Source organism: Streptomyces sp. AP-93 (genome assembly GCF_022808175.1).
GTDB lineage: Bacteria > Actinomycetota > Actinomycetes > Streptomycetales > Streptomycetaceae > Streptomyces.
Genome location: NZ_JALGBX010000044.1, coordinates 1 through 25,604 on the forward strand (window position 1 = coordinate 1; position 25,604 = coordinate 25,604).

Below are 25,604 nucleotides of genomic sequence, written 5' to 3' on the forward strand. Positions count from 1 at the left end.
CAGAGGGGACACAGTCATACCGGGCCCGGAGGCCAGTGGCCCCATTGCAGGACCGCGAAAAACATAACGGGGGGGGGGCCGCCGTCTCTCCGCCGCCGACCACCTCACCGTCCTCCTCCTCAAGAAGCGCTGGTCCATGACACACGCACTGCTGGCCGAGGTGGCCAGACTCACCAAGACCAGGATCGGCGCGACTCTCCGGGACGCCACCCCCGTCCTCGCCGCACTCGGCTACTCCGTCCCCGTCGGCCCTCTCACCGTCACCACGGCACAGCAACTTGCCGCCCTCGCCGGACACGACCTCACGACGTCGTAACCCTCCACCAAGATCAAGGGGTTATTTATCGACAGCCCCCTGGCTCCAGCCCCTCCCGGGCCAGCTCCAGCCTCCCGGACAGCTCAGCGACCTCGGCTTCCAGCTCTTCCACCCGAACCCGGGCGGCTGCCTCGCGGGCTTCCAACTCCTCGAACAGCGAGCCCATTCGCTACCGACCCCTCCTCCACCACCACGGTAGAGACGAGAAGCCCCGAACACAGCCCCGATCAGTGTTCTCCCAGCTCAGCAGTTCCCTTCAGAGGAACTGCACCCTTCGCCGTTGGCGCGTCGCTTGGCTGTCAGGCAGCCTCGTCTAGGCGGCGGGTTCGGATGCACGTGTGCAGGGAATCGAGGGGGATGGGCCGTGCGCGTCCCCCGGAAGCCGGGCAGGACTCCCGACCGGATCAGGTGGTAGACCCGGCTGCGGCTTACTGCAGCGCTGCCATGGCCTCAGGAACGGTGAGCACTTGGTGGCCACCTCGCCGCAGCGCTGTCGGAGTGCGACAGGCCGGCTAGCGGACGCACTGGCTGAAGCACTGGAGAGGGTGGCGCGGCTCCACCCTGAATGCGACCTAAAGAAGGACGGTGTCCCACGTCTTGTCACCGAGTACCGGATGGCCACCTGGGAAGCTGTTCCGGACAAGCTGCGTGATGGCGGCCCTTCCTGCCTGATTCGCCAAATCCGGCAGGTGGAGCGACCGATCCGCACGGCCGTCGATGGCCGCGCTACAAGGCTGGGCATGACGCTGAGATCGGCTTCTGTCAGCGCTCTCAGAACCGTGCGTCACCAGATCTGGCACTGCAGCCGGACCGCCACTTGCGCCCTCGACGTCCAGGTTGGTTGCCGGTGAGAGGGGGCACGCCATTCGAGCCTGGGCGTGGCGTAGATCAGCGTGGCGTGCTGCCAGTCAACAGCGGAGTGGGCAGGGTGGAGTGCAGTCTCATGGGAGGGCCGCATGGGTTCCGAGCATCCTGCCGACGAAGATTCCCCAGAGCCTGGGGTCGAGACTCCGACTAGCTTCTGGAAGAGGTGGCTCTCAGGCTCCAAGGCGTGGCAGCCACTCCTGGCCGCCCTCGTTGCAGCGGGTGCTGCTATCTACGCAGCGCAGCTGGGAAATAATGATCCCCCAGAGCCTCCGAAGCCCCCGCAAGCTGAACAAAGAATCGCCCCCTTGGTGGAATCGCCTTCTGCTCATTCTGAACCCGAACCTATCGTGGGCTTGAAGCGGGAAAAAGAAGAAGTCCTGCCGAATGGGGAGAAGAGATTTTCCTATTGGGGAACGGTTGAGCGTTTGGCCCTTAATCGACGCCTGGGAATTGTGATCGGCCCAATTGGTCCTGTGGCGCCAGAGGTGAATCCTTATAGCCTTGAGGTAGAGGGAAGTGGGCAGTCCTGGGGTTCGCTGTCGATTGCTGAGGTGGATCGCACGGATGGAACCTGGCGGCTCACCACTGTAGTCGGAATGCTCGGCTCAGAAAAGGTCTTCGAGCCGTATGCAGTCCCCCAGGGGATGCATGAGGGATGCACTGGGGATAGTCCGTGCCCGGTTAAATACGGAAGTCCGGAGCAAGATAAAAATTGGGCAGCCCGGCCCCCATCGGTATCGGATGATCTTGCCGGCCTGGAGCGGTTGCGCTTCCGGGATCTACGCGAGGTCCAGGCCACCCCCACGAGGTGAACCTCACCCGTCGAAGGTCATTTTGTGGGGCGCCCGAGTCGGCGACATCAACGGTGGAGTACTTCGGCGTACGTCGGCGCATCTCGGTGAGCCTAGAGCCTGCGTGGTCGCGACACTGTGCGGCCCTAAGCTGCTCGCGGCGTCAAGGGGCACCTGCCTGCGGATCGGAAGGTTGCAAGGTTCGAGTCCTGCCAAGTGCACAGCCCAAGAGGCCCCCCGGTTCACCGGGGGGCCTCTTGGGCTGTGCTTCTTCCCTCCCCTTGTCTCCCTCTCCTCTTCGTCGCCCTCCTCCTCAGTGATGAGGTCTGGCTCCGGGGAGTCACGGGGTGATCTGGCTCTGCCGGGGGACGCGGGGTGACGTGCGGCCCGGATACGGTTTCTTTGAGATCGACTCACCGGGAAAGCTCGCCGGGAAAGCAGGGGGAACTCACATGGGACTGTTCGGGAACGCGCACGCCGTGGATCCGGCGTCGGCACACCGCGAGTACGCGCGGCTGCTGGGGCAGGGGGAGCAGGTGCATGCCGCGTATCTGCTGATCCGCGACACGATCCTGTTCACCGACCGGCGGCTCGTGCTCATCGACAAGCAGGGGCTCACGGGGAAGAAGGTGGAGTACCACTCGATTCCGTACCGGAGCATCACGCACTTCTCCGTGGAGACCGCCGGCCACTTCGACCTGGACGCGGAGCTGAAGATATGGCTCTCCGGGAGCTCGGTGCCGATAGCGAAGACCTTCACGAAGGGCGTCGACATCTATGAGGTCCAGGCAATCCTGACGCAGTTCGTCGCCCGCTAGCCGGGCCGGGGGAGGAGAGGGAGGGGTCGGGCCGAACCCTGTTCGGTCACGGGGGGTGATTTCGGGATCAGGTAGCGTTTCCGCGAGGGTTTGCGGGGACGCAGGAGGAAGTGCGGTGGACGACATCGACCGGGCGCTGATCCAGCGCCGCCAGGAGGACGCGGGCCGGCCGTACGCGGCGCCGGCGGCCTCCGTCGGCAGCGGGGTGCCGGGCCACGTGACGGTCGACCCCACGGGTGTCAGCGGGACGCGGGCCACCGTCGTTCTGGAGACCTTCTTCGAGCGACCGCTCCCCCTGTGACCTGGTGGTGCACCGGCCTCCGGTGGAATGACGGCCGGCCTGCCATGGGCTGGTACGGGCGGGGACCGGGACGGGGAGAGCGCACCAGCCTCCTCGCGTACGGGCAGCCGCTAGCCTTCGCTGCCAGGGGAGAGCGGCACTGCCTCGGCATCCGAAGGGCCGGACGGCGGACGCCCTGCCCGACGGAGCGGACCGTTCCGGGCCGGACGGGGAACGCCCAGTGCCCCGAGTGCGCCGGCCTGGACCGTTCCTTCTCGGTGGCGGCCGATACCAACGCCGGTGATCCGCGTACCTACCGGGTGTACCTCGCCTGGTTCGGGACCGGGCTGGTCAAGGTCGGCATCACCGCCGAGGAGCGGGGGTCCGTCCGGCTGCTGGAGCAAGGGGCGGTGGCCTGGGCCTGGCTGGGGCGCGGGCCGCTGATGGCGACCCGCCGGACCGAGGAACTGCTGCGGGCCGCGCTCGGAGTGCCCGACCGGATCGCCTATGCCCGTAAGCGGTCCGTGCGGGGAGCGCTGCCGCCGGGGCCCGAGCGGGCGGCGGAGGTCGCAGCCTTGCACGCACGGGCAGCGGCGCTGGAGGGGTGGCCGGAGTCGCTGGAGAGGCTGGAGTGCGAGGTGACCGACCATGCCGGGGCGTTCGGGCTCGACGCGGTGCCCGGCCCTGCCCGGGTGATCACCGAGATGGTGCCCGGCGGGACCGTCGCGGGCCGGCTCGTCGGGGCGGCAGGGCCCGATCTGCACTTCGCCGACGGGCTCGTCGTGGATTCCCGGCTGCTCGCGGGATGGGAGCTGGTGGCGCCCGGGGAGGGCGATGCCACCGATGTGCCCGTGGCGGGGATCCCGAGCACCGGGCGGGATGCCGCCGCCGCGCAGGACGGGCTGTTCTGACCCGACCGACCGACCGACCGACCGACCGACCGGGCGGGCGGCCGACCGGACGACCGACCGACCCGGTGAGGAGTGGGGCAAGGTCAAAACTTGGATCCCTTTCGCCGTCCGGGCCGTTTTCCGGTGGACATGCCACGTACCGGCCGCGGAGGGTGGTGGGCATGACCATTCAGCCTGTGCAGGCCTTCGAACCGCCTTATGTCATCAGTGTGTTCACCAGCGTCCGGACCCCCGAGGACAGCGGCTACACCGAGACCCTCGACCGGATGACCGAGCTCGTCAGCGGGAACCCGGGTTTCCTCGGCTACGAGTCCGCGCGGACGCCCGGCGGGCTCGGGATCACCGTCGCCTACTTCCGCGACCACGAGTCCCTCGCCCTCTGGCGCCAGGAGATGGAGCACCAGGCGGCGATGAAGCAGGGCCGCGCCGACTGGTACGAGAGCTACACGCTGCACATCGCCACGGTCGAGCGGAGCCACGGCTTTGTCCGCGAAGACGGCTGAGGCCGTCCGGGCGTTCCGGGAGCGGCTCGGGGTGCCCGGGCTGGTCGACGTACACACCCACTTCATGCCCGAACGGGTCCTGGACAAGGTGTGGGACTACTTCGACGCGGTCGGCCCGCTGACCGGCGTCGAATGGCCCATCACCTACCGGCACGAGGAGGAGCAGCGGGTCGCGCTGCTCCGGGAGTTCGGGGTCCGGGCCTTCACCGCCATGCTCTACCCGCACAAGCCGGCCATGGCCGCATGGCTCAACTCCTGGTCCGCCGGTTTCGCCGCCCGCACCCCCGACTGCCTGCACACCGCGACCTTCTTCCCGGAGGACGGGGTGCGGGAGTACGTCGGCCAGGCCGTCGCGGCGGGGGCCCGGGTCTTCAAGGCCCACCTCCAGGTGGGCGGGTACGACCCCACCGACGACCGGCTCGACCCGGTCTGGGGTCTCCTCGCCGAGGCCGGGATCCCGACGGTCGTGCACTGCGGTTCGGGGCCCGTCCCGGGGAAGCACACCGGCCCCGAGCCGATCGCCCGGCTGCTGGCCCGCCACCCCCGGCTGCCGCTGATCGTCGCGCACATGGGGATGCCGGAGTACGCGGACTTCCTCGACCTCGCCGACCGGTACTCCGAGGTCCGCCTCGACACCACCATGGCCTTCACCGACTTCTCGGAGCAGTTCAGCGGCTTCCCGCCGCAGGACCGCGGCCGGCTCGCCGACCTCGGTGACCGAATCCTGCTGGGCACCGACTTCCCGAACATCCCCTACCCCTACGAGCACCAGCTCGAGGCCCTCGAACGGCTCGGCCTCGGCGACGCCTGGCTGCGCGCCGTCTGTCACGACAACGGAGCCCGGCTCTTCCGCCTGGGCTGAGGGGCGGGAGGGGTTTCTCAGGGAATTCACAGGTTCAGGCAAGAGCGCTCTCACGGGCGGCGGCCAGCGTGTACGCATGACTGCGACGACCACCTCCCACGCGTCCACGTCCACCGGCAACCACACGGCCCTCGTCCGGCCCGACGGCAGCCCGTGCCGGGTCCTCGTCGTGGACGACGAGGCCGCCCTCTCCGAGCTGCTCTCGATGGCCCTGCGCTACGAGGGCTGCGAGGTCCGCAGCGCGGGCGACGGCGCGGGCGCGGTGCGCGCGGCACGGGAGTTCCGGCCCGACGTCGTCCTGCTCGACATCATGCTCCCCGATATGGACGGGCTGGCCGTCCTGGGCCGCCTGCGGCGGGAGCTCCCGCACGTACCGGTGCTGTTCCTGACCGCGAAGGACTCGGTCGAGGACCGCATCGCGGGTCTGACGGCGGGCGGCGACGACTACGTCACCAAGCCGTTCAGCCTGGAGGAGGTCGTCGCCCGGCTGCGCGGCCTGGTCCGGCGCTCCGGCGCGGCGCAGGCCGCGCGCGGCGGGTCGGTGCTGGAGGTCGGAGACCTGCGGCTCGACGAGGACAGCCACGAGGTGACCCGGGGCGGTCAGGACGTCCATCTGACCGCGACCGAGTTCGAGCTGCTGCGCTACCTGATGCGCAACCCGCGCCGGGTACTGAGCAAGGCGCAGATCCTGGACCGCGTGTGGTCGTACGACTTCGGCGGCCAGGCCAACGTGGTCGAGCTGTACATCTCCTACCTGCGGCGCAAGCTGGAGAGCGGAACCGGCCTCCCGCCGATGATCCACACCCGCCGCGGCGCCGGCTACCTGATCAAGCCGGCCGACTAGTGGCGGCCGCGCGGTCCCGCGGTCCCCGCGGCCCCCGCGGCCCCCGCCGTGCCCGCCGGCCGGGCCGCCCCGCGCGTTCCTCCGGCCCCCGCCCCCGCCCCCGCCGCCCGCGCCGGAGCCGGCGGCCCTGGTCGCTGCGGACCCGGCTCGTCGTCTCGGCGGTGGCCCTCATCGCAGTGGTCGGCGCGGCCATCAGCACCGTCACCACCGTCGCGCTGCGCTCGTACCTGGTCGACAAGGTCGACCAACAGCTGCGCGTCTCCGTCGAGATGGCGAGCCGCCCCAGCCCGGTCAAGTTCCCCCGGGAGAACAACCTCGGCGTCGTCATGGGGCCCGGATCTCCGCTGGGTGCCGTCGGGGTCCGCCTCGACGCCTCGGGGAAGCCCGTCGAGAGCGTCCGCAGCGAACGCGGTGCGGCCGTCGGCGGATCCGGGTCCGGCGGCCACCCGCCCCTGACCCCGGCCCAGGCCTCCGTCCTCGCCGGGGCCGCGCACAAGGCCGCCGACGGCCGTTCCGGCGACCCGGTCGAACTGAAGCTGCCCGGCCTCGGCGGCTACCGGGTACTGACCGCGCCCGTCGGCGGCAGCGGCGGCAGCGGCAGCATCGTCATCGGATTCCCGCTCTCGGACGTCGACTCCACCGTGCACACCCTGATCGCGGTGGAAGTCTTCGTCACCCTCGCCGGGCTGATCGCCGCTTCCCTCGCCGGACAGGTCCTGGTCGGTGTCGCCCTGCGCCCGCTGCGCCGGGTCGCCGCCACCGCCACCCGGGTCTCCGAACTCACCCTGCACAGCGGCGAGCCCGCCCTCCACGAGCGGGTCCCCGACGCCGAGGCCGACCCCCGTACCGAGGTCGGGCAGGTCGGCGCCGCCCTGAACCGGATGCTGGGCCACGTCTCCTCGGCCCTGACCGCACGCCAGCAGAGCGAGACCCGGGTCCGCCAGTTCGTCGCCGACGCCAGCCACGAGCTGCGCACCCCGCTGGCCTCGATCCGCGGCTACGCCGAACTGACCCGCCGGGGCCGCGAGGAGCCGGGCCCCGACACCCGGCACGCCCTCGGGCGGATCGAGTCCGAAGCCACCCGGATGACCGGTCTGGTGGAGGACCTGCTGCTGCTGGCCCGGCTCGACGCGGGCCGCCCGCTGTCCACCTGCGACACCGATCTGGCCCCGCTGGTCGTGGACGCCGTCAGCGACGCCAGGGCCGCCGGCCAGGACCACCACTGGCGTCTGGAACTCCCCGAGGAGCCGGCGCCCGTCCACGCCGACCCGGCCCGGATCCAGCAAGTACTGGTGAACCTGCTGGCCAACGCCCGGACCCACACCCCGCCCGGCACCACCGTCACGGCGCATGTTTCACGTGAAACATCCGCCGTCCGGCTCCGGATCGAGGACGACGGCCCCGGTATCCCGCCCGAACTGCTGCCCCACGTCTTCGAGCGCTTCGCCCGGGGCGACGCCTCCCGCTCCCGCTCGGCGGGCTCCACCGGCCTCGGCCTGGCCATCGTGGCCGCCGTGGTCTCGGCCCACGGCGGGCACGTCGGCGTCCGCAGCGCCCCCGGCCACACCTCCTTCGAGGTCCTGCTCCCCCTGGCCGACCCGGCGACCCCGGCCGTCTCCGGAGCCCTCACCGCCCCGGCCCCCGCCCCGGCCCCCGCCTCAGTCGCGCAGCCGAACTCACAGACGGGCCACAGGATCAGCACACAGCGGTGACAGCCCGGCCCGGGAGGGTCGGGGCATGCCTACCGACACCTCTCCCGGAGCGCTCCCGGTACGGGCGCCCCTCGCGCCCGTCCCGGGCGAGCCCGTCCTCGACGTGGTGATCCCGGTCTTCAACGAGGAAACGGACCTCGGCCCCTGCGTGCGCAGGCTGCACGAGCACCTCACCCGGACCTTCCCGTACCCGTTCCGCATCACCATCGCCGACAACGCGAGCACCGACCGCACCCCCGAGGTCGCGGCCGACCTCGCCGCCTCCGTGGCCGGGGTGCGCAGCACCCGGCTGGAGCAGAAGGGCCGCGGCCGGGCCCTGCGCACGGTGTGGGGGGAGTCGGACGCGCCCGTCCTGGCCTACATGGACGTGGATCTCTCCACCGACCTCAACGCCCTGCTGCCGCTGGTCGCCCCGCTGATCTCCGGGCACTCCGACCTCGCCATCGGCACCCGCCTGGCCCGCTCCTCGCGGGTGGTCAGGGGAGCGAAGCGGGAGTTCATCTCCCGCGCCTACAACCTGCTGCTGCGCTCCTCGCTCTCCGCCCGCTTCAGCGACGCCCAGTGCGGCTTCAAGGCGATCCGCCGCGAGGTCGCGACCCGGCTGCTGCCGCTCGTCGAGGACTCCGGCTGGTTCTTCGACACGGAGCTGCTGGTCCTCGCCGAGCGGGCAGGGCTGCGGATCCACGAGGTCCCGGTGGACTGGGTCGACGACCCCGATTCCACCGTTCACATCGCCCGCACCGCCGCCGAGGACCTCAAGGGCGTGTGGCGGGTGGGCAGGGCGCTGGCCGTCGGCGCGCTCCCGCTGGACCGGCTCGCCCGCCCCTTCGGAGACGACCCGCGCGACCGCACCGCCCTGCCCGGAGTACCGCGCGGGCTGGCCCGCCAGCTACTGGGCTTCTGCGTGGTCGGAGCCCTGTCCACGCTCCTCTACCTGCTCCTCTACTCCGCGGCCCGGACCGCCGCCGGCCCCCAGCTCGCCAACGCCGCCGCGCTGCTGCTCTCCGCCGTCGCCAACACCGCGGCCAACCGCCGGCTCACCTTCGGTGTCCGCGGCCGGGCCCGCGCCGTGCGCCACCAGGCCCAGGGGCTCGTGGTGTTCGCCATCGGACTGGCCCTGACCAGCGGATCGCTCGCCGCCCTCGGGGCCGCCAACGCCGAGCCGGGGCACGGCACCGAGCTGGCCGTCCTGGTCACCGCCAACCTCGCCGCCACCGTGCTGCGGTTCCTGCTCTTCCGCGCCTGGGTCTTCCCCGAACGGCGCGCCACTCCCGCGAAGGACCACTCCTGATGACCACGGCAGCGCTACCTCTCCACCCGCCCTCCCCCGCCGCCCCGTCCCACAGGGCGGCCCGGACGCACGCCCCCCGGCCCGGCTGGGAACGCCCCGCCTTCCTCGGGCTGCTCCTCGCCACCGCCGTCCTGCTGCTGTGGGACCTGGGGGCCTCCGGCTACGCCAACTCCTTCTACTCCGCCGCCGTCCAGGCGGGCAGCGAGAGCTGGAAGGCCTTCTTCTTCGGCTCCTCCGACGCCGGGAACTCCATCACCGTGGACAAGCCCCCGGCCGCGCTGTGGCCGATGATGCTGTCCGTCCGGCTCTTCGGGCTCGGTGCCTGGCAGATCCTGGTCCCGCAGGCCCTCATGGGCGTCGGCACGACCGCCGTGCTCTACGCCGCCGTGCGCCGCCAGTTCGGCCCGGTGGCGGCCCTGATCAGCGGAGCGGTCTTCGCGCTCACGCCCGTGGCCGCGCTGATGTTCCGCTTCAACAACCCCGACGCGCTGCTGACCCTGCTGATGACCGTCACCGTGTACTGCGTGCTCCGGGCCCTCGACGGGGCGCACACCAGGTGGCTCGTCTGGGCCGGGGTCGCGGTCGGCTTCGCCTTCCTGACCAAGACCCTGCAGGCCTTCGTCATCCTGCCGCCCCTCGCCCTGCTGTACGCGGTCTGCGCGCCGACCCGGCTGCGCAGGCGCCTGGGCCAACTGCTGCTCTCCACGCTCGCGATGGTGCTGGCCGGCGGCTGGTGGGTGGCGGTCGTCGAACTGTGGCCCGCCTCCTCCCGTCCGTACATCGGGGGCTCGCAGACCAACTCCTTCCTGGAACTGACCCTCGGCTACAACGGCCTCGGCCGGATCAACGGCGAGGAGACCGGCAGCGTCGGCGGCGGTGCCCGCACGGCAGCCGCCGAGGGCATGACCGGCGGCCCCGGTGGCGGTGGCGGTGGCGGCGGGATGAGCTGGGGAGAGACCGGCATCGACCGGCTGTTCTCCTCCAACATCGGCGGTCAGATCGGCTGGCTGCTGCCCGCCGCACTGATCCTGCTGGTCGCGGGCCTCGTGGTCACCTGGCGGGCCCGCCGGGCCACCGACTCCCTGGAGGGCATGGCCCGCGCGGCGTTCCTGGCCTGGGGCGGGGCGCTGCTGATCACCGCGGTGGTCTTCAGCTTCATGCAGGGCATCTTCCACGAGTACTACACCGTCGCGCTGGCCCCCTACATCGCCGCCCTGGTCGGCATGGGCATCGCCGTCCTGTGGGAGGAGCGGGGCAGCCGGGCCGCGTCCCTCACGCTCTCGGGGACCCTCGCTCTCACGTCGTACTGGGCGTTCGTGTTGCTCGGCCGCTCCGCGGAGTACGTGCCGTGGTTGCGCTGGTTGGTCCTCGCTGTCGGACTCGGCACGGCCCTGCTGCTGCCGTTCGCCGCGCGGCTGGGCCGCCGCATCGCACTCGGTGTGGCGGCAGTCGGCCTGGGCGTGGCCCTGGCCGGACCCCTGGCGTACTGCCTGACCACGGTGACCACCCCGCACACGGGCTCGATCGTCACGGCGGGCCCCGCGGTCGCGGGCGGCCGCGGCGGCCCCGGCGGCGGGATGCGCGGCTTCGAGACGCCGGGCGGCGACGGGATGCCCGCAGGCGGAGCCGCCCAGCAGGGCATGCCCCCTGGCGGCCAGGCCCCTGGCGGCCAGGCCCCCGGCGGCAACCAGCCCGCCGACGGCGGCCGGAGCACCCGGACCGGCGGCGGCCCCGGCGGAGGCATGGGCGGAGGCGGCATGGGCGGCCTGCTCGGCGGGACGAGGACCAGCGCCGAGGCCACGGCCGCGCTGCGCGCCGACGCGGACCGGTACACGTGGGCGGCGGCCGCCATCGGCTCGCAGAACGCGGCGAGTTACCAGCTCGCTTCGCAGCAGCCGGTGATGTCCATCGGCGGCTTCAACGGCAGCGACCCCTCTCCGACCCTGGAGCAGTTCAAGGAGTACGTGAGCGCCGGGAAGATCCACTACTTCATCGGCCAGAGCGGCACGGGAGCCGACGGCGGCGCGGCCACCGGCGAAACGGGCGGCGCCGCCGAGACCGGCACCGCGACCCGTGGCGGGGGCGGCCCCGGCGGGGGCGTGAGCAGTTCCATCGAGACCTGGGTCAAGGCCACCTTCAAGGCCACCACCATCGGCGGAGCCACCTTCTACGACCTCACGTCCACCCCGTAGGGGGTGTCGAGCCGGTCAGGCCGGGCTCGCGGTGTCCGGCACCGCACCTCGCCGCGTTGTCGTCACTCGCCGACGCTCCGCGTCGACTCCCTCCTCCGCCTTGCGATGCACGGCACCAGACACTGCTCCCTGACCCGGCCTGACCGGCTAGACACCCCCTAGCATCAAGGGGGCGGACCGGGCATTCCGGGCTGGTCCCGTGCGCGCGAGGAGGATGCCTCCATGGTCACCCCGGCCGATCCCGGCACGGTCCGGACCAGCGTCTGGCTGGCCGTCCGGCCGGCCGCACCCGCCCGGCGGCGCAGCGAGGCCCCCGCCGGACTCGACCGGGAGCGGATCACGGCCGCGGCCGTACGGCTGCTGGACGCCGAGGGGCTGGCCCGGTTCTCCATGAGGCGGCTCGCCGCCGGGCTCGGGGTCACCGCGATGTCCCTGTACTGGTACGTGGACACCAAGCACGATCTGCTCGAACTCGCCCTGGACAGCGCCCTGGGTGAGCTCGGCGAACAGCAGGAGCAGGCCGGGCCGCCCGCGGAGGGCTGGCCCGGCCGGCTCCGTTCGCTGGCCCGGGGGTACCGCAGGCTGCTCGTGGACCACCCGTGGGTGGCTCCGCTCACCGCCGCGTACCCGAACATCGGCCCGCACGCGCGGGCCTTCGACGCCGCCCTGCACCGGCTGCTGGACGCCACGGGTCTGCCGGACGCCACCCGCGCCGGGGCCCGGTTGGCCGTCTCCCAGTTCCTCCACGGCTGTGGAGGCACGGTACGGCGGCCGCCCGACGGGGAGTTCTGCCTCGCGCTGGACGTCCTCATCGCCGGGATCCAGGCCCACACCACCCGCGCCGCCCCCGCCGCGCCCGCAGCCCCCACCACCCCCGCCGCGCCCGCAGCCCCGTAGACCGCCCGGCTACTCCGCCGGGGCGGCGGCGGCCGGATCGTGGGCGGCCGGCTTCGACTTCAGGGCGACCTCCTTGATGAACACCACCAGCACCAGCGCGAGCAGCGCGGTGGGGGCGGCGTAGAGGAAGACGTCGCCGACGCCGTGCCCGTACGCGGACTCGACGACCGTGCGGAAGGGCTCGGGCAGCTTGTTCAGGTCGGGGATCGCGCCCCCGCCGGTGCCGCCGTGGCCCATGGCCGCCGCCTTCGGTCCGAGCGCGGCCAGGCCGTCCTGGACGTAGTGGGTGACCCGGTTGGCCATGACCGCGCCGAGGGCGGAGACACCCATCGCGCCGCCGAGCGAGCGGAAGAAGGTGACGACCGAGCTGGCGGCGCCGAGGTCCTCGGGAGCCACCTGGTTCTGGGAGGCGAGGACCAGGTTCTGCATCATCATGCCGAGGCCGAGGCCGGTCAGCGCCATGAAGATCGCGATGTGCCAGTACGGGGTGTCGTACCGCAGGGTGCCCAGCAGGCCGAGTCCGGCCGTCAGGAGCACTCCGCCGGAGACGAGCCAGGCCTTCCACTTGCCGGTCTTGGTGATCACCTGACCGGAAACGGTGGAGGAGACGAAGAGCCCGCCGATCATCGGAATCGTAAGGATTCCGGACATCGTGGGGGACTCGCCGCGGGCCAACTGGAAGAACTGGCTGAAAAACACGGTGCCTGAGAACATCGCGATGCCGACGAAGAGCGAGGCCGCCGAGGCGAGGCTGATGGTCTTGTTGCGGAACAGGCGCAGCGGAATGATCGGGTCGCTCGCCCTGGACTCGACGAGGACGAAGAGCAGGCCGAGGGCGAGCGCGCCGCCGGTCATCGTCCAGGTCTGCCAGGAGATCCAGTCGTACGAGCTGCCGGCCTGGGTCACCCAGATCAGCAGGAGCGAGACGGAGCCGCTGATCAGGAAGGCGCCGAGCCAGTCGACCTTGACGTCGCGGCGGACGACGGGCAGGTGCAGGGTGCGCTGGAGCACGATCAGGGCGATGACGGCGAACGGGATGCCGACGTAGAAGCACCAGCGCCAGCCGAGCCAGCTCGTGTCGGTGATGACCCCGCCGAGCAGCGGGCCGCCGACGGTGGCGACGGCGAAGACCGCGCCGAGGTAGCCGCTGTACCGGCCGCGCTCGCGCGGGGAGATCATCGCGGCCATCACGATCTGGGCGAGTGCGGAGAGCCCGCCGACGCCGATGCCCTGGACCACGCGGCAGGCGATGAGCATGCCGGTGTTCTGGGACATGCCCGCGACCATCGAGCCGAGGACGTAGATCACCAGGGATATCTGGACCAGCAGCTTCTTGCTGAAGAGGTCCGAGAGCTTGCCCCACAGCGGGGTCGACGCCGTCATCGAGAGCAGGGCCGCCGTGACCACCCAGGTGTACGAGGACTGGGTGCCGCCGAGGTCGCCGATGATCTGCGGCAGGGCGTTGGAGACGATCGTGGAGGACAGGATCGCCACGAACATGCCGAGCATCAGCCCGGAGAGCGCCTTCATGATCTGCGGGTGGGTCATGGGCGCGCTGTCGGACGTGGTCTCCGGCCGGCCGCCTCCCCGCACACCGGTGGGTGTGGTCGTAGCCATGTGTTTCCTTCGGTCTAGCTGTCTGGAAGCGTGAAGCCCGATCGGAGCCGGGCCAGCAGGATGTTGAGGTGGTCGACGTCCGCGTCGGACCAGTCGGCCAGGGCCCTTTCCAGCGCGCTGGTGTGGCGGGCGGCGAGCTCGGTGAGGAGCGCGCGGCCGGCCGGGGTCGGGCGCAGGATCCGGCAGCGGGCGTCGCCGGGGTCGGTGTCGCGGGTGATCCAGCCGCGGTCGGCGGTGTGCGCGACGTGCCGGCTGGTCACGGAGATGTCGATGGCCAGGTATTCGGAGAGGCGGCTGAGCCTCATCTCGCCGTGGCGGTCGAGCACCGTGAGCACGGCCGCCGAACCGGGAGGGCAGTCGGAGGGCAGGAGACGGGCGAGGTCGCGCTTGACGGCGCCGATGCCGGTGAGCTGACGGGCCAGTTCGGCGTAACGCGTGTCAGGCGTGCCAGGCGTGACAGCTGTGGCAGCTGTGGTCGCTACGGGCGTTGCCGTCACCGGGACCCCCCTCCAATGTCGTTGCTTCGGGCAACCATAAGAGCAGATGGTTGTTACAGGCAAATGAATCGGAGGGCTGGGCGGTAAAGGAATCGGAAAACCGGCTAGGGTCCTGCGCATGGCTGCGAATCACGACTCGAACCACAACTCACCGGCTCCCGAGGGTGACTACGACCCCGCGGGCAGCACCCAGATGTTCCGGGCGTTCGTCGAGGAGCCGGTACCGGCTCCCGCCGTCCCCGGCTCGCGCATGCAGAACCGGGCCGCGCGCAAGTCGGGACCGGGCGCGGGTCTGTGGATCGGCGTCGGCATCGCCGCGGTGGTCCTGATCGCCGTGGTGGCCTGGCTCGCACTCTGAGGCCGGGCCGCCGGCTCAGCTCCAGGTGGCCGTGACCTTCTGGGTCTCCACGCGCATGCCCAGGGGGACGCGCCAGGATTCGACGCAGATCCGGTAGGTCTGCGTCTTCGTCGTGCCGCCCGCGATCGGGGCGGGCAGCGGCTGGGTCGAGTTGATGGTGGCCCAGTCGACGCCCAGGGCGCCGATGATGTGCGTCGCGAAGCTGACCGTGCCCGAACGTGCCGCCGTGCTGCCGGTGTTGGTGAAGGCCACCGTGACCTGCTCGCACCAGCGTTCCGCCGTGGCGCTACGGGTGGGCGCGCCGATGCTCAGCTTCGCCGGCGTGGCCGGAGGCGGCGCGGGCGCGGACGGTATCGGCTTCGGAGGCGGGCTGGACGGAGTCCCGGGCCTGCCGCCCGGGGCGGTGGGAGGCGTCGTGCCGGGCGCGGTGCCGGGCGGGTTCCCGGAGCCGCCGGGGGGCGTGGCTGCGCCCCCGCCCGATGCGGAGCCGCCCGGGGGCCGGGACCCCGGGGCGCCGGGCTGCGGACCGCCCGGGGCTTCGCCCGTGGCCCCGCCGGCGGTTCCACCGGGAGTGCCGGTCGGGACACCGGCCGGCGGGATGTCCGCCGAGGTGCTGCCCGACGTACCGCCGGCGGCCGCGGAGGATCCGGGCGACGCCTGCGGGAGCGACTGGAACTCGACCCGGGCCCTGGGGGCGACGTTCTCCCCGGCGCCCCGCTCCGGGCCGGGGGCGGCTGCGCCCACGGCGACGTAGCCCTCGCGCGCCGGGCCGCCGCAGCCGGTCAGGGCGGCGGCGGCAGCCGTGGCGCACAGGACGAGCAGGGCGGCTGGCCGGGATACCTTTCGCATCCCGGCAGTTTTCCTGACGCGTCGTCAATTGGGAAGCGGGTGTGATGGATTGCCCGAGCGCATCCGCACCCGTAGCCGTAGCCGTAGCCGTAGCCGTACCCGGTGACCGCGGGGGGCTACTCGCCGATCAGGCCGACGCGGAGCTGCGCGAGCGTGCGCGTGAGCAGCCGGGAGACGTGCATCTGGGAGATGCCGACCTCCTCGCCGATCTGCGACTGGGTCATGTTCGCGAAGAACCGCAGCATGATGATCTGCCGTTCCCGGGGCGGGAGCTTGGCCAGCAGCGGCTTGAGCGACTCGCGGTACTCGACGCCCTCCAGTGCGGTGTCCTCGTACCCGAGCCGGTCCGCGAGCGAGCCCTCGCCGCCCTCGTCCTCGGGGGAGGGCGAGTCGAGCGAGGAGGCGGTGTACGCGTTGCCCACGGCGAGGCCGTCGACGACGTCCTCCTCCGAGACCCCGAGCACGGCCGCGAGCTCCGGCACGGTCGGCGAGCGGTCGAGCTTCTGGGCGAGCTCGTCGCTGGCCTTGGTGAGGGCGAGGCGCAGCTCCTGGAGCCGGCGCGGGACGCGCACGGACCAGGAGGTGTCCCGGAAGAACCGTTTGATCTCACCGACGACCGTCGGCATGGCGAAGGTCGGGAACTCCACCCCGCGTTCGCAGTCGAACCGGTCGATGGCCTTGATCAGCCCGATCGTGCCGACCTGGACGATGTCCTCCATCGGCTCGTTGCGGCTGCGGAAGCGGGCCGCCGCGTAGCGCACGAGGGGGAGGTTCAGCTCGATCAGGGTGTCGCGCACGTACGTCCGCTCGGGACTGTCCGCGTCGAGGCCGGCGAGCCGCTTGAAGAGGGAGCGGGAGAGGGTGCGGGTGTCGATCCGGGTGTCGATGGCTTCCGAGCGGTGGGACACTGCCGGCACTTCACGCTGCTTGACGAGCGTGAGCACCTGTGAGCTGCCCTGGTCTACGGACATGCCACCCCCTTGAGGTCGCGGACGGTCGCGCTTCATCTGCGCGCCCGTCGGAGGAACGCAGCCTCCACCTGAATACCGGAGGCGGGGCTGCGGCAAACGCGGTTCCAGCAGAATGTCACATGTCGGCAACACGCTGTAGCGCCATGTCGACAAGTATCTCCAGCGACAGAACACGATAGGCCTGCTCTAGGGCGGGAATCTACCGGTGTGTCAGGAAACGCGGAGAATGATCTCCACTCGATCCGGTTAGGCCTCGATCCTGTTTGCGGATCTCAGCCGGGCGAAGCTCCGGGCGAGGAGTCGGGAGACGTGCATCTGCGAGACGCCGAGCTCGGCGCTGATCTGCGACTGGGTCAGATTGTTGTAGTACCGCAGGAGCAGGATCCGCTGCTCGCGCTCGGGCAGTTGTACGAGGAGGTGGCGGACCAGGTCGCGGTGTTCGACGCCGGCCAGCTCGGGGTCCTCGTAGCCGAGGCGGTCGAGCAGGCCGGGGAGCCCGTCGCCCTCCTGGGCGGCCTCCAGGGAGGTCGCGTGGTAGCTGCGGCCGGCCTCGATGCAGGAGAGCACCTCGTCCTCGCCGATGCGCAGCCGCTCGGCGATCTCGGGGGTGGTCGGGGTGCGGCCGTGCAGGGTGGTGAGGTCCTCGGTGGCGGCGTTCACCTGGACCCACAGCTCGTGGAGGCGGCGCGGGACGTGGACGGTGCGGACGTTGTCGCGGAAGTACCGCTTGATCTCGCCCACGACGGTCGGCATCGCGAAGGTCGGGAACTGCACCCCGCGCTCGGGGTCGAACCGGTCGATCGCGTTGATCAGCCCGATCGTGCCGACCTGGATCACGTCCTCCATCGGCTCGTTGCGGCTGCGGAAGCGGGCTGCCGCATACCGGACGAGCGGGATGTTGGCCTCGATGAGGGCCCCGCGGACCCGGGAGTGCTCGCTGGTGCCCGGCTGCAGGTCCTTCAGCTGCCCGAACAGGACCTGGGTGAGGGCCCGGGTGTCGGCACCCCGGCTCTGCGGCCTGGGGGCGACCGGGGGCTCCTCGGGGGCCTCCTGCTGGGGCGGTACGTGGGACTCCGGCGGGGAGGCCTGCGGGGAGCCCGGGTGGGGGCCCTGGTGCGGGGCGTGCGGGGAGGCCTGGTGCGCCTGCGGGGCGGCCGGGTGCGGGCCCTGGTGCGGGGCCTGCGGCGCGCCCTGGTGCGGGGCCTGGGCGGAGTCCCGGTGCGGTTCCTCTGGGTGCTCCTGCTGCGGGTCCTGCTGGGGCGGCACCTCGGGCGCAGTACTGGCCGGCACGGTCACGCCACCCCTTCACTTCACGTCATCAACTCATCCGTCAAAAGCGGTCATAGCATCACAAGACATGTGCACTGTGTGCAAGCACCGTATATCGCCGTGTTGAGGGCAAGTTGGGCATAACAGGGCATCTTGCCCCGTGTGTGGGAACGCAAAAAGCCCCCCACCCGTCGGAGTGGGGGGCCGGGGAGTCCGGAAACCGCTTCAGCGTACGGGTTCAGCGCACCAGTTCGGTCATGAACTCGCCGATCGCCGTTGCGGCATCCGAGATCCCTTGGAAGCCTATTTGCACCATATCGGCGGCTTTTTTGGGCTCAGTGATGATGACGAAGAGGACGAAGACGACGAGGGCGCCCGAGATCAGCTTCTTGGTTTCCACGTGCGCTGTCGGCCTCCCCAACCGGTCTTGCAAGGTCGGGAGAGTCTAGCCCGTCGTGTTCGAACACTCACCCGGCCTTTAAGGACCAATGGCCCGGCGGCACAGGCCCTTTGCCGGTGTGCCGACGGCCCCGGCAGGCGCAGTATTGAACACGAGCCCACCGGTTCTGGCAGGAAATCGGTGAGCGAGGGACAGGACCTCACTGCGGGGTCCGAGCCGCAAGCTTCCCCCCTGACTGCGGCTTGGACTGGCAGGTTCCGTCCTCATCGGGGGAAGTGGCTTGTCCCCCCGATGCCACTTCCCCCGTCCCAACCGTTGAAGGTCCCGACTCAGGTCGGGGCCTTCTTCGCGTTGTCCGGAAGGTGTCCGCCGAACGGCGTGGGATCGGGGTCCGGTCCGCCTGCTCCAGCTACTCCAGCCCGCCGGCCAGGTCGGCGATCGGCTGGACCGGGGCGATCACGGGCGCGAGGTGGTTCGGCAGCTCCATCACCTGGTTGAGCTGGTTCAGGCCGCCGCTGACCTGCCCGCCGATCTCCTGCACGGAGGACGGGCTCGCCCCCTCCGGCATGCCCTGCGGCGCCGGCAGGTCCGGGAGGGTGAGCGGGGCGACCGGGGCGGCGGAGGCGGCGGGAGCCGCGAGGCCCGCGGCGGCCCCCGCGAGGGCGATGGCGGCGAGGATGCGCTGGGTCTTGGTCATGCCGTGACAACGGCCGAGGGCGCGGGCGGTCACGCGGATGTCCCTCGGACGCCGGACCCGGACGGCCCAGGCCGTGGCCCAGGTCGTGGCGCGCGGGACTCCGGAAGCGCCGGAAACGCCGGAAACGCCGAGAGCCCCGACCCTTGCGGGGCGGGGCTCTCGGTTCAGAGCGGTAGCGGTGGGATTTGAACCCACGGATAGCTTGCACCATCACACGCTTTCGAGGCGTGCTCCTTCGGCCGCTCGGACACGCTACCGAGAGAGAGCTTAGCCCAAGGAGACCCGTGCTCTGAAATCCGTTCGCCCGGAGCCCTCAGAGCTCGCGGAAGAAGTCCGTCAGCTGCCGCGCGCACTCCCCCGCGAGCACGCCCGCGATGACCTCGGGCCGGTGGTTGAGCCGCCGGTCCCGTACGAGGTCCCAGAGCGACCCGGCGGCGCCCGCCTTCTCGTCGGACGCCCCGTAGACGACCCGGGCCACCCGTGACTGCACGAGCGCGCCCGCGCACATCACGCACGGCTCCAGGGTCACCACGAGGGTGCACCCCGGGAGCCGCCATTCCCCGAGGGCGGCGGCCGCCCGGCGCAGCGCCAGTACCTCGGCGTGTGCCGTCGGGTCTCCGGTCGCCTCCCGCTCGTTGTGCCCGGTGGCGAGGATCTTCCCGTCCGGGCCGAGCACCACGGCGCCGACCGGCACGTCGCCGGCCGGCACCGCCCGGGCGGCCTCCCGGAGCGCCAGGCGCATGGAGTCCTGCCACGGGTCCCGTACGGGATCGGGTGCGTACGGGGTGGGCTGCGGGGTGTGGTGGTGCGCGGGGATCACTAGCGGACGGCCTCCAGGACCTCGGTGGCGCCGAGCGAATCGGCGATCTCCGAGAGCGCGTCTCCGTCCAGGGTCATCAGTTGTTTGTGGCTGACCCCGAGGTCGTCGAGCAGCCTGGGGTCGCCGAGCGGGCCGGCGGGTGCCGGTTCGGCGCCGGCCCGTACGTCGTGGCTGTCGTCCGCGTCCGCGTCGTCCGTGTCGTCTGCGTACTCGTCCCCCTCGTCTCTGTCGGCGGGGCGGCCGTCCGGATAAGAGGCGACGACCTCGTCCTCGCCGTCCTCGGTGCCGTCGAGGTCCAGGTCGTCGAGTTCGTCGTCCTCCTCGTCCTTGCCGAGCAGCTCATCGGTCAGCATCGAGCCGTAGGAGCTGCGGGAGGCGGCGGAGGCGTTGGACACGTAGTAGCGCGGGTCCTCCTCGCCGTCCACCCGGACGACCCCGAACCAGGTGTCCTCCTGTTCGATGAGGGCTACCACCGTGTCGTCGTCGACAGAGGCGGAGCGGGCGAGATCGATCAGATCACTCAGAGACTCGACATCGTCGAGTTCCATGTCGCTCGCTTCCCACCCGTCTTCGGTGCGCGCGAGCAGTGCGGCGAAATACACCGTGACTCTCCCACTGGTCATAGGCGTGCCGGTTGGAGTTCCCCCCGGCCGGAGGTGGGTGGGGGTGGAACGGCCTCCTGCTCGCCGTTTCGTACCCCGCCCAGTCGGCATCGTGGCAGAAACGGAGCCATTGCGAGAGGTCTTCCGCGCCGTGGCGCTGGCCGCGCGTGTTGTATGGGGCCTCGTGCCGGGGGCGGGACGGCACCCGGGCGGCGGCCCGGCGGCGGGCGTACTGGGGCCCGGCGGGACCTCGCCGGGGCCCGCGGCGGGGCTCACCAGCGGAAGGTGCGCATGCGCATCTGCTGGCGCATGCGGGCGGCGCGGGCGCGTCTGGGCTGGACCCGGTCGCGCAGTTCCCGGGCCTCGTGCAGGTCACGGAGGAACTGCGCGCGCCGGGCTCTGCGCTGCGCCGTGGTCTCCAGTGGCTCGTGATCGTCGTCGGGCATGGGTCACCGCCCCTGGCTGGTCCGGTCCGGTCCGTCCCCCCGAACCCCCACCTTCCCTCGGACCGGCCGTTTGATGCCACCTTCTGCCACGACTCGGAAGGAATTCAGTCGGATTCCGACAATCCCGGCGACTCCGGCAGGGTCGGGACGATCGCCACCGGCCCGTGCGCGTGCTGCAGCACGGCGTTCGCGACCGAGCCGATCATCAGGGACCGGATGTGGTGGCGCGGGTGGTGGCGGCCCACGACGACCAGCGCCGCCGAGTTCGAGGTGGCGACGAGGCGCCCGGCCGCGTCCCCGGGCACCGCCGCCTGCTCGACGGGCACGGTCGGGTACTTGGCCCGGAACGGTGCGAGCCGCTCCGTCTGGGAGCGGAGCATCTCCCGCTCGGCCGGCACCGCGTCCTCGTCCTCCCCCACCAGTGCCTCCGGCGGGATCACCGCGAACGGGCTGTCGATCACCATCGTCGGCGACGGCGGGATGCTGTAGGCCGACACCACCTGCAGGGTGGTGTCCCGCGCGGCGGCCTCCGTGAACGCGAAGTCCAGTACGTTGTCGGGCGTCTCCGCGGCGTGCAGTCCCAGCACCACGCGCCCGGCCGAGGCCTGGGCGGCAACGTCCACTCCGCGCGCCTCGTGCGCGACGACCACCACCGGGCAGGCGGCGCTGGTGGCCACGGCGCGGCTGTTCGAGCCGAGCAGCAGCGCGGCGAAGCCGCCGCGGCCCCGGGAGCCCATCACCAGCATCCGGGCCCCTTCCCCGATGTCCCGCAGGGCCTCCGGGACGGAGCCCTCCAGGGACTCGTAGCGGACTTCGGCGGGGAGCCGGCCCCCCGCGGCCAGGTGGGCCCGTATCCGCACGCTGACGGGATCCTCGGCCTCTTCGGGCTCGGCGCGGTCCTGCAGGGAGGAGCGGCGTGCCGCGTACAGCTGGACGCTGTCGGACAGCACGTGGGCGACGACGAGCCCAGTGCCGTGGCGCACTGCCGCAGCCCTTGCCCACTCCAGGGCCTTGAGGCTGTGTTCGGATCCGTCTACTGCGGCGATCACCATTGCGTGGGTCATCAGTCCAGCGTGCTGGGGGGCCGGGCGGGTCGCATCTCCAGGGGATTGGGGACGTGGCCGCCGCTTCGGGCGCGAAGGGGTGGACGCAGCGCGTAGCCTTTTGGGTGTGGGTCGCGCGTTTGCGGCCATTTTTGCAGGTGGAGGGGTCGCAGGTAGCGGCGTCGCAGGTCGCAGCTTTCGCTGCGGCAGCCGAGTCTTGGAGGATGTTGTGCGTTTGCAGGTCGTGGATCACCCGTTGGTGGCGCACAAACTCACCACCCTGCGCGACAAGCGCACCGACTCCCCCACCTTCCGGCGCCTCGCCGACGAGCTGGTGACCCTGCTCGCGTACGAGGCCACCCGGGACGTGCGCACCGAGCAGGCCGACATCGTCACCCCGGTCGGTCCGACCACCGGCGTGAAGCTCTCCTACCCGCGGCCGCTGGTCGTACCGATCCTGCGCGCCGGTCTCGGCATGCTCGACGGCATGGTGCGGCTGCTGCCGACCGCCGAGGTCGGCTTCCTCGGCATGGTCCGCAACGAGGAGACCCTCGAGGCCTCCACGTACGCGACGCGCATGCCGGAGGACCTCTCGGGCCGTCAGGTCTACGTGGTGGACCCGATGCTCGCCACCGGGGGCACGCTCGTCGCGGCGATCAAGGAGCTCATCAAGCGCGGTGCGGACGACGTGACCGCGGTGGTGCTGCTGGCCGCGCCCGAGGGCGTCGAGGTCATGGAGCGCGAGCTGGCGGGCACGCCGGTGACGGTGGTGACGGCCGCGGTGGACGAGCGGCTCAACGAGCACGGCTACATCGTGCCGGGGCTGGGCGACGCGGGCGACCGCATGTACGGCTCGGCGGAGTAGCACACGGTCCGCTGAAGAAGCCCGGCCTCCCCTTCAGGAGGCCGGGCTTCTTCATGCGGTCAGCAGGCGGTCAGCAGGCGGTCAGCACTTCTTGGCGGGCGCGGGCTGGGGGTTGGCCAGGGCGGCCAGGGCCTTGTCCGCGTCGGCCTTCGGCGTGAGCTCCTTGAAGGCGTCGCCCAGGATCAGGTCGATGTCCCCGGTCTCGCGGGTGTCGGTCTGCTGGGTGGCGCCGGCGAGGTTGGTGCCGAGGACGGAGAAGGCGGCCTTGTCCGTCTGCGGCGAGCCGACCAGTATCCCGGCGCCCGGCACCTTCTTGTCGAAGTCGGCGGGGGCGTTGCCGACCTTGCCGATGGCGAAGCCGCGGCTCTTGAGCTCATCGCCCACGGCCTTGGCGAGGCCCGCGCGCGGGGTCGCGTTGTAGACGTTGACCGTGATCCCGCCGGGTGGCGGGAGGACGACCTTCGGCGCGGCGGCGGCCGGTGCGGCGGAGGCCGTGGAGCCGGCCTTGGGGGCGGGGGTGGCGCAGCCCTTGGCGGCGGCGGTCCTGCGTTTGTCCGCGTCGCCGCCGAACACATCGATGAGCTGCACGGCCCCGTAAGCGATCAGGGCGAGCCCGATGATCGATCCGAGCACCAGGAGGACGATCCGGCGGCGGCGTCGAGGGCGGGACATGCGGGGGTAAGCCGCTCCCGTGACCTTGTACTTTCCGCCCATGCCAGGGGGAGTGAGCATGCTCATGTGCGCAGCGTAATGCCGTCCGCTGCCGATGCCCACTGAATCATCTGTTGATAGGGCAAGGCTGACCCGAAAGGCGCAACCGGGACCTATCCGACACCCGGGCGGGACCGGTCCGGCGCCCCGGAAGGGTGGATCGGCGGCGGATCAGCCCAGATCGGCGGCGGATCAGCCCAGTTCGAGGACGCGCGCGTGCAGGACCTGGCGCTGCTGGAGCGCGGCGCGGACGGCGCGGTGCAGACCGTCCTCCAGGTACAGGTCGCCCTGCCACTTCACGACGTGGGCGAAGAGGTCCCCGTAGAAGGTCGAATCCTCGGCGAGCAGCGTTTCGAGGTCGAGCTGGCCCTTGGTGGTCACAAGCTGGTCGAGCCGGACCGGGCGCGGGGCGACATCCGCCCACTGCCGGGTGGTTTCCCTGCCGTGGTCGGGGTACGGCCGCCTATTTCCGATGCGCTTGAAGATCACACGGAAAGCCTACCGGGCAGGGGCCTGCGGGCGCAGCCTTGCTATGACGGTGCAAAGGTGGCAAATAGTGCTATTTCGGGAGTGATATATGAGCCAGAGCACCGCCCCCGCGTCCCCTGCCGGCCAGATCGCCGCGGGGTACGCCTTCACCGGACCCGCGCTCGATCTGGGTGCCCTGCTCTGGGACGGGGCCTGCCTGCCGGAGCACCAGATCCGCATCCCGCTGTCGATGCTCAACCGGCACGGACTGGTCGCGGGCGCCACCGGAACCGGCAAGACCAAGACGCTGCAGCTCATCGCCGAGCAGCTGTCGGCCCATGGAGTTCCGGTCTTCCTGGCGGACATCAAGGGCGATGTCTCGGGCATCTCCGCGCCCGGCACGGCCAACGAGAAGATCGGGGAACGCGCCAAGGACGTGGCCCAGGAATGGGAGGCCACCGGATGCCCCAGCGAGTTCTACTCGCTGGGCGGGATCGGCCCCGGAATCCCGCTCCGGTCCACCGTGACGAGCTTCGGGCCGGTCCTGATGTCCAAGGTGCTCCAGCTCAACCAGACGCAGGAACAGTCGCTGGGGCTGATCTTCCACTACGCCGATACCAAGGGCCTGGAGCTGATCGACCTCAAGGACCTGCGGGCGGTGGTCGCGTTCCTCGTCTCGGACAAGGGAAAGCCCGAGCTCAAGGGCATCGGCGGACTCTCCACGGTCACCGCCGGAGTGATTCTGCGGGCGCTCACCGCCTTCGAGCAGCAGGGGGCCGCGGAATTCTTCGGCGAGCCCGAATTCGACACCAGTGAATTCCTCCGGACGGCGGCGGACGGGCGCGGACTGGTCTCCGTACTGGAGCTCCCGGCGGTCCAGGACAAACCGCAGCTGTTCTCCACTTTCCTGATGTGGCTGCTGGCGGACCTGTACTCGGACCTTCCGGAAGTCGGCGATCTGGAGAAGCCCAAGCTGGTCTTCTTCTTCGACGAGGCGCACCTGCTGTTCAACGGGGCCTCCAAAGCCTTCCTCGAGGCCATCACGCAGACGGTCCGGCTGATCCGTTCCAAGGGCGTCGGCGTCTTCTTCGTCACCCAGACCCCGAAGGACGTGCCGGCCGACGTGCTGGCGCAGCTCGGCAACCGGGTGCAGCACGCGCTGCGCGCCTTCACCCCGGACGACGCGAAGGCGCTGAAGGCGACGGTGAAGACCTTCCCGAACTCCGACTACGACCTGGAGGAGCTGCTGACCCGGCTCGGGACGGGTGAGGCGGTGATCACGGTGCTCAGCGAGAACGGCGCGCCGACGCCGGTGGCGGCGACCCGGCTGCGGGCCCCCCAGTCGCTGATGGCGCCGATCGACGCGGCCGCGCTGGACCAGGCGGTGAAGTCCTCGCTGCTCTACTCGCGGTACTCGGAGCCGGTCGACCGGGAATCGGCGTACGAGAAGATCAGCGCCGAGCAGGCGGCGGCGGAGGCGGAAGCCGAGGCGGCGGCGGCCGCGGCGGAGGCGGAGAAGCAGGCGAAGGCGGCCGCGAAGGCGGCTCCGAAGCCGGACCCCTCGCTGGCGGAGCAGGTGGTGGGCAGCGGGCTCTTCCGCTCCCTGGCCAGGTCGATCGGTACGCAGCTGGGCCGCGAGATCTCCCGGTCCATCTTCGGAACGGCCAGGCGGCGCCGCTGAACCTCACGGGGCGGCAGGGGGATTTC

The 25,604-nt window shown here is 71.3% G+C and carries 26 protein-coding genes, 1 tRNA gene and 1 pseudogene; 14 read left to right on the forward strand and 14 right to left on the reverse strand.

Annotation, left to right across the window (positions count from 1 at the left end; all coding sequences use genetic code 11):
- Positions 1-73: 73 nt before the first annotated feature.
- The 11 genes and pseudogenes from MTF69_RS40485 to MTF69_RS40535 all read left to right on the forward strand — a co-directional run.
- Positions 74-316 (forward strand): annotated as a pseudogene (locus MTF69_RS40485) (ISAzo13 family transposase); the annotation flags it as partial.
- 2,110 nt (positions 317-2,426) lie between these two features.
- On the forward strand, positions 2,427-2,792 hold the full coding sequence (locus MTF69_RS40490) for a PH domain-containing protein (RefSeq protein ID WP_243341815.1): 366 nt from the start codon (positions 2,427-2,429) through the stop codon (positions 2,790-2,792).
- 115 nt (positions 2,793-2,907) lie between these two features.
- Positions 2,908-3,093, forward strand: a complete 186-nt coding sequence (locus MTF69_RS40495; RefSeq protein WP_243341816.1) for a hypothetical protein — start codon at positions 2,908-2,910, stop codon at positions 3,091-3,093.
- Positions 3,090-3,983, forward strand: a complete 894-nt coding sequence (locus tag MTF69_RS40500) for a DUF2797 domain-containing protein (RefSeq protein WP_374325565.1) — start codon at positions 3,090-3,092, stop codon at positions 3,981-3,983. Before MTF69_RS40495 ends, MTF69_RS40500 begins: the two co-directional genes overlap by 4 nt.
- A gap of 161 nt (positions 3,984-4,144) precedes the next feature.
- Entirely contained in the window at positions 4,145-4,486 is a 342-nt protein-coding gene (locus tag MTF69_RS40505) for an antibiotic biosynthesis monooxygenase (RefSeq protein ID WP_243341818.1), read from the forward strand.
- Positions 4,467-5,348 carry an amidohydrolase family protein gene (locus MTF69_RS40510; RefSeq protein ID WP_243341819.1) on the forward strand — a complete coding sequence of 294 codons (882 nt, stop codon included), beginning with the start codon at positions 4,467-4,469 and terminating at the stop codon, positions 5,346-5,348. Before MTF69_RS40505 ends, MTF69_RS40510 begins: the two co-directional genes overlap by 20 nt.
- A 76-nt stretch (positions 5,349-5,424) precedes the next feature.
- Positions 5,425-6,192: a response regulator transcription factor gene (locus MTF69_RS40515; protein WP_243341820.1), complete on the forward strand. Its 768-nt coding sequence runs from the start codon at positions 5,425-5,427 to the stop codon at positions 6,190-6,192.
- Between the two features lie 161 nt (positions 6,193-6,353).
- Positions 6,354-7,904 carry a sensor histidine kinase gene (locus MTF69_RS40520; RefSeq protein WP_374325569.1) on the forward strand — a complete coding sequence of 517 codons (1,551 nt, stop codon included), beginning with the start codon at positions 6,354-6,356 and terminating at the stop codon, positions 7,902-7,904.
- Between the two features lie 25 nt (positions 7,905-7,929).
- A complete protein-coding gene (locus MTF69_RS40525; protein ID WP_243341821.1) occupies positions 7,930-9,195 on the forward strand; it encodes a glycosyltransferase in 1,266 nt (421 codons plus the stop codon).
- Positions 9,195-11,387, forward strand: coding sequence for a glycosyltransferase family 39 protein (locus MTF69_RS40530; protein ID WP_243341822.1), 2,193 nt, complete (start codon positions 9,195-9,197; stop codon positions 11,385-11,387). Before MTF69_RS40525 ends, MTF69_RS40530 begins: the two co-directional genes overlap by 1 nt.
- Positions 11,388-11,609: 222 nt before the next feature.
- The gene (locus MTF69_RS40535) at positions 11,610-12,284 is read left to right on the forward strand and encodes a TetR/AcrR family transcriptional regulator (RefSeq protein ID WP_243341823.1); all 675 of its coding nucleotides are present in this window, start codon (positions 11,610-11,612) and stop codon (positions 12,282-12,284) included.
- A gap of 9 nt (positions 12,285-12,293) precedes the next feature.
- On the opposite strand, the gene MTF69_RS40540 is transcribed toward MTF69_RS40535, so the two are convergent.
- Together MTF69_RS40540 and MTF69_RS40545 are read right to left on the reverse strand one after the other, a co-directional pair.
- Positions 12,294-13,901: an MDR family MFS transporter gene (locus MTF69_RS40540; RefSeq protein ID WP_243341824.1), complete on the reverse strand. Its 1,608-nt coding sequence runs from the start codon at positions 13,899-13,901 to the stop codon at positions 12,294-12,296.
- A gap of 14 nt (positions 13,902-13,915) precedes the next feature.
- On the reverse strand, positions 13,916-14,398 hold the full coding sequence (locus MTF69_RS40545) for a MarR family winged helix-turn-helix transcriptional regulator (RefSeq protein ID WP_374325575.1): 483 nt from the start codon (positions 14,396-14,398) through the stop codon (positions 13,916-13,918).
- Between the two features lie 118 nt (positions 14,399-14,516).
- On the opposite strand from MTF69_RS40545, the gene MTF69_RS40550 reads away from it, so the two are divergent.
- On the forward strand, positions 14,517-14,756 hold the full coding sequence (locus MTF69_RS40550; RefSeq protein WP_243341825.1) for a hypothetical protein: 240 nt from the start codon (positions 14,517-14,519) through the stop codon (positions 14,754-14,756).
- Positions 14,757-14,771: 15 nt separating this feature from the next.
- Here MTF69_RS40550 and MTF69_RS43245 read toward each other — a convergent pair whose 3' ends face one another.
- From MTF69_RS43245 to MTF69_RS40605, 10 genes are all read right to left on the reverse strand, one after another.
- Positions 14,772-15,605 carry a hypothetical protein gene (locus MTF69_RS43245; RefSeq protein ID WP_279346859.1) on the reverse strand — a complete coding sequence of 278 codons (834 nt, stop codon included), beginning with the start codon at positions 15,603-15,605 and terminating at the stop codon, positions 14,772-14,774.
- 116 nt (positions 15,606-15,721) lie between these two features.
- Complete coding sequence (locus MTF69_RS40565) at positions 15,722-16,576, reverse strand: RNA polymerase sigma factor SigF (protein WP_243341827.1); 855 nt, start codon at positions 16,574-16,576, stop codon at positions 15,722-15,724.
- Between the two features lie 246 nt (positions 16,577-16,822).
- A complete protein-coding gene (locus MTF69_RS40570) occupies positions 16,823-17,866 on the reverse strand; it encodes an RNA polymerase sigma factor SigF (RefSeq protein ID WP_243341828.1) in 1,044 nt (347 codons plus the stop codon).
- A 217-nt stretch (positions 17,867-18,083) separates the two neighbouring features.
- A complete protein-coding gene (locus MTF69_RS40575) occupies positions 18,084-18,245 on the reverse strand; it encodes a hypothetical protein (protein WP_243341829.1) in 162 nt (53 codons plus the stop codon).
- Positions 18,246-18,654: 409 nt separating this feature from the next.
- Positions 18,655-18,942, reverse strand: a complete 288-nt coding sequence (locus tag MTF69_RS40580; RefSeq protein ID WP_243341830.1) for a hypothetical protein — start codon at positions 18,940-18,942, stop codon at positions 18,655-18,657.
- Positions 18,943-19,112: 170 nt separating this feature from the next.
- Positions 19,113-19,199, reverse strand: a tRNA-Ser gene (locus MTF69_RS40585).
- Between the two features lie 56 nt (positions 19,200-19,255).
- Entirely contained in the window at positions 19,256-19,684 is a 429-nt protein-coding gene (tadA, locus tag MTF69_RS40590; protein ID WP_243341854.1) for a tRNA adenosine(34) deaminase TadA, read from the reverse strand.
- 77 nt (positions 19,685-19,761) lie between these two features.
- Positions 19,762-20,364 (reverse strand): hypothetical protein, encoded by a 603-nt coding sequence (locus tag MTF69_RS40595; protein ID WP_243341831.1) that lies wholly within the window; start codon positions 20,362-20,364, stop codon positions 19,762-19,764.
- A 272-nt stretch (positions 20,365-20,636) separates the two neighbouring features.
- Positions 20,637-20,810, reverse strand: coding sequence for a hypothetical protein (locus MTF69_RS40600; protein WP_243341832.1), 174 nt, complete (start codon positions 20,808-20,810; stop codon positions 20,637-20,639).
- A gap of 104 nt (positions 20,811-20,914) precedes the next feature.
- Positions 20,915-21,874: a universal stress protein gene (locus tag MTF69_RS40605; protein ID WP_243341833.1), complete on the reverse strand. Its 960-nt coding sequence runs from the start codon at positions 21,872-21,874 to the stop codon at positions 20,915-20,917.
- Positions 21,875-22,082: 208 nt separating this feature from the next.
- Here MTF69_RS40605 and upp point away from each other — a divergent pair, with 208 nt between their 5' ends.
- A complete protein-coding gene (gene upp, locus MTF69_RS40610) occupies positions 22,083-22,718 on the forward strand; it encodes a uracil phosphoribosyltransferase (protein WP_243341834.1) in 636 nt (211 codons plus the stop codon).
- 81 nt (positions 22,719-22,799) lie between these two features.
- Here upp and MTF69_RS40615 read toward each other — a convergent pair whose 3' ends face one another.
- Positions 22,800-23,456, reverse strand: a complete 657-nt coding sequence (locus tag MTF69_RS40615) for a LytR C-terminal domain-containing protein (RefSeq protein WP_243341835.1) — start codon at positions 23,454-23,456, stop codon at positions 22,800-22,802.
- Positions 23,457-23,621: 165 nt separating this feature from the next.
- Complete coding sequence (locus tag MTF69_RS40620; protein ID WP_112446725.1) at positions 23,622-23,918, reverse strand: type II toxin-antitoxin system VapB family antitoxin; 297 nt, start codon at positions 23,916-23,918, stop codon at positions 23,622-23,624.
- A gap of 88 nt (positions 23,919-24,006) precedes the next feature.
- Here MTF69_RS40620 and MTF69_RS40625 point away from each other — a divergent pair, with 88 nt between their 5' ends.
- Positions 24,007-25,578 carry a helicase HerA-like domain-containing protein gene (locus tag MTF69_RS40625; protein WP_243341836.1) on the forward strand — a complete coding sequence of 524 codons (1,572 nt, stop codon included), beginning with the start codon at positions 24,007-24,009 and terminating at the stop codon, positions 25,576-25,578.
- Positions 25,579-25,604: the final 26 nt, after the last annotated feature.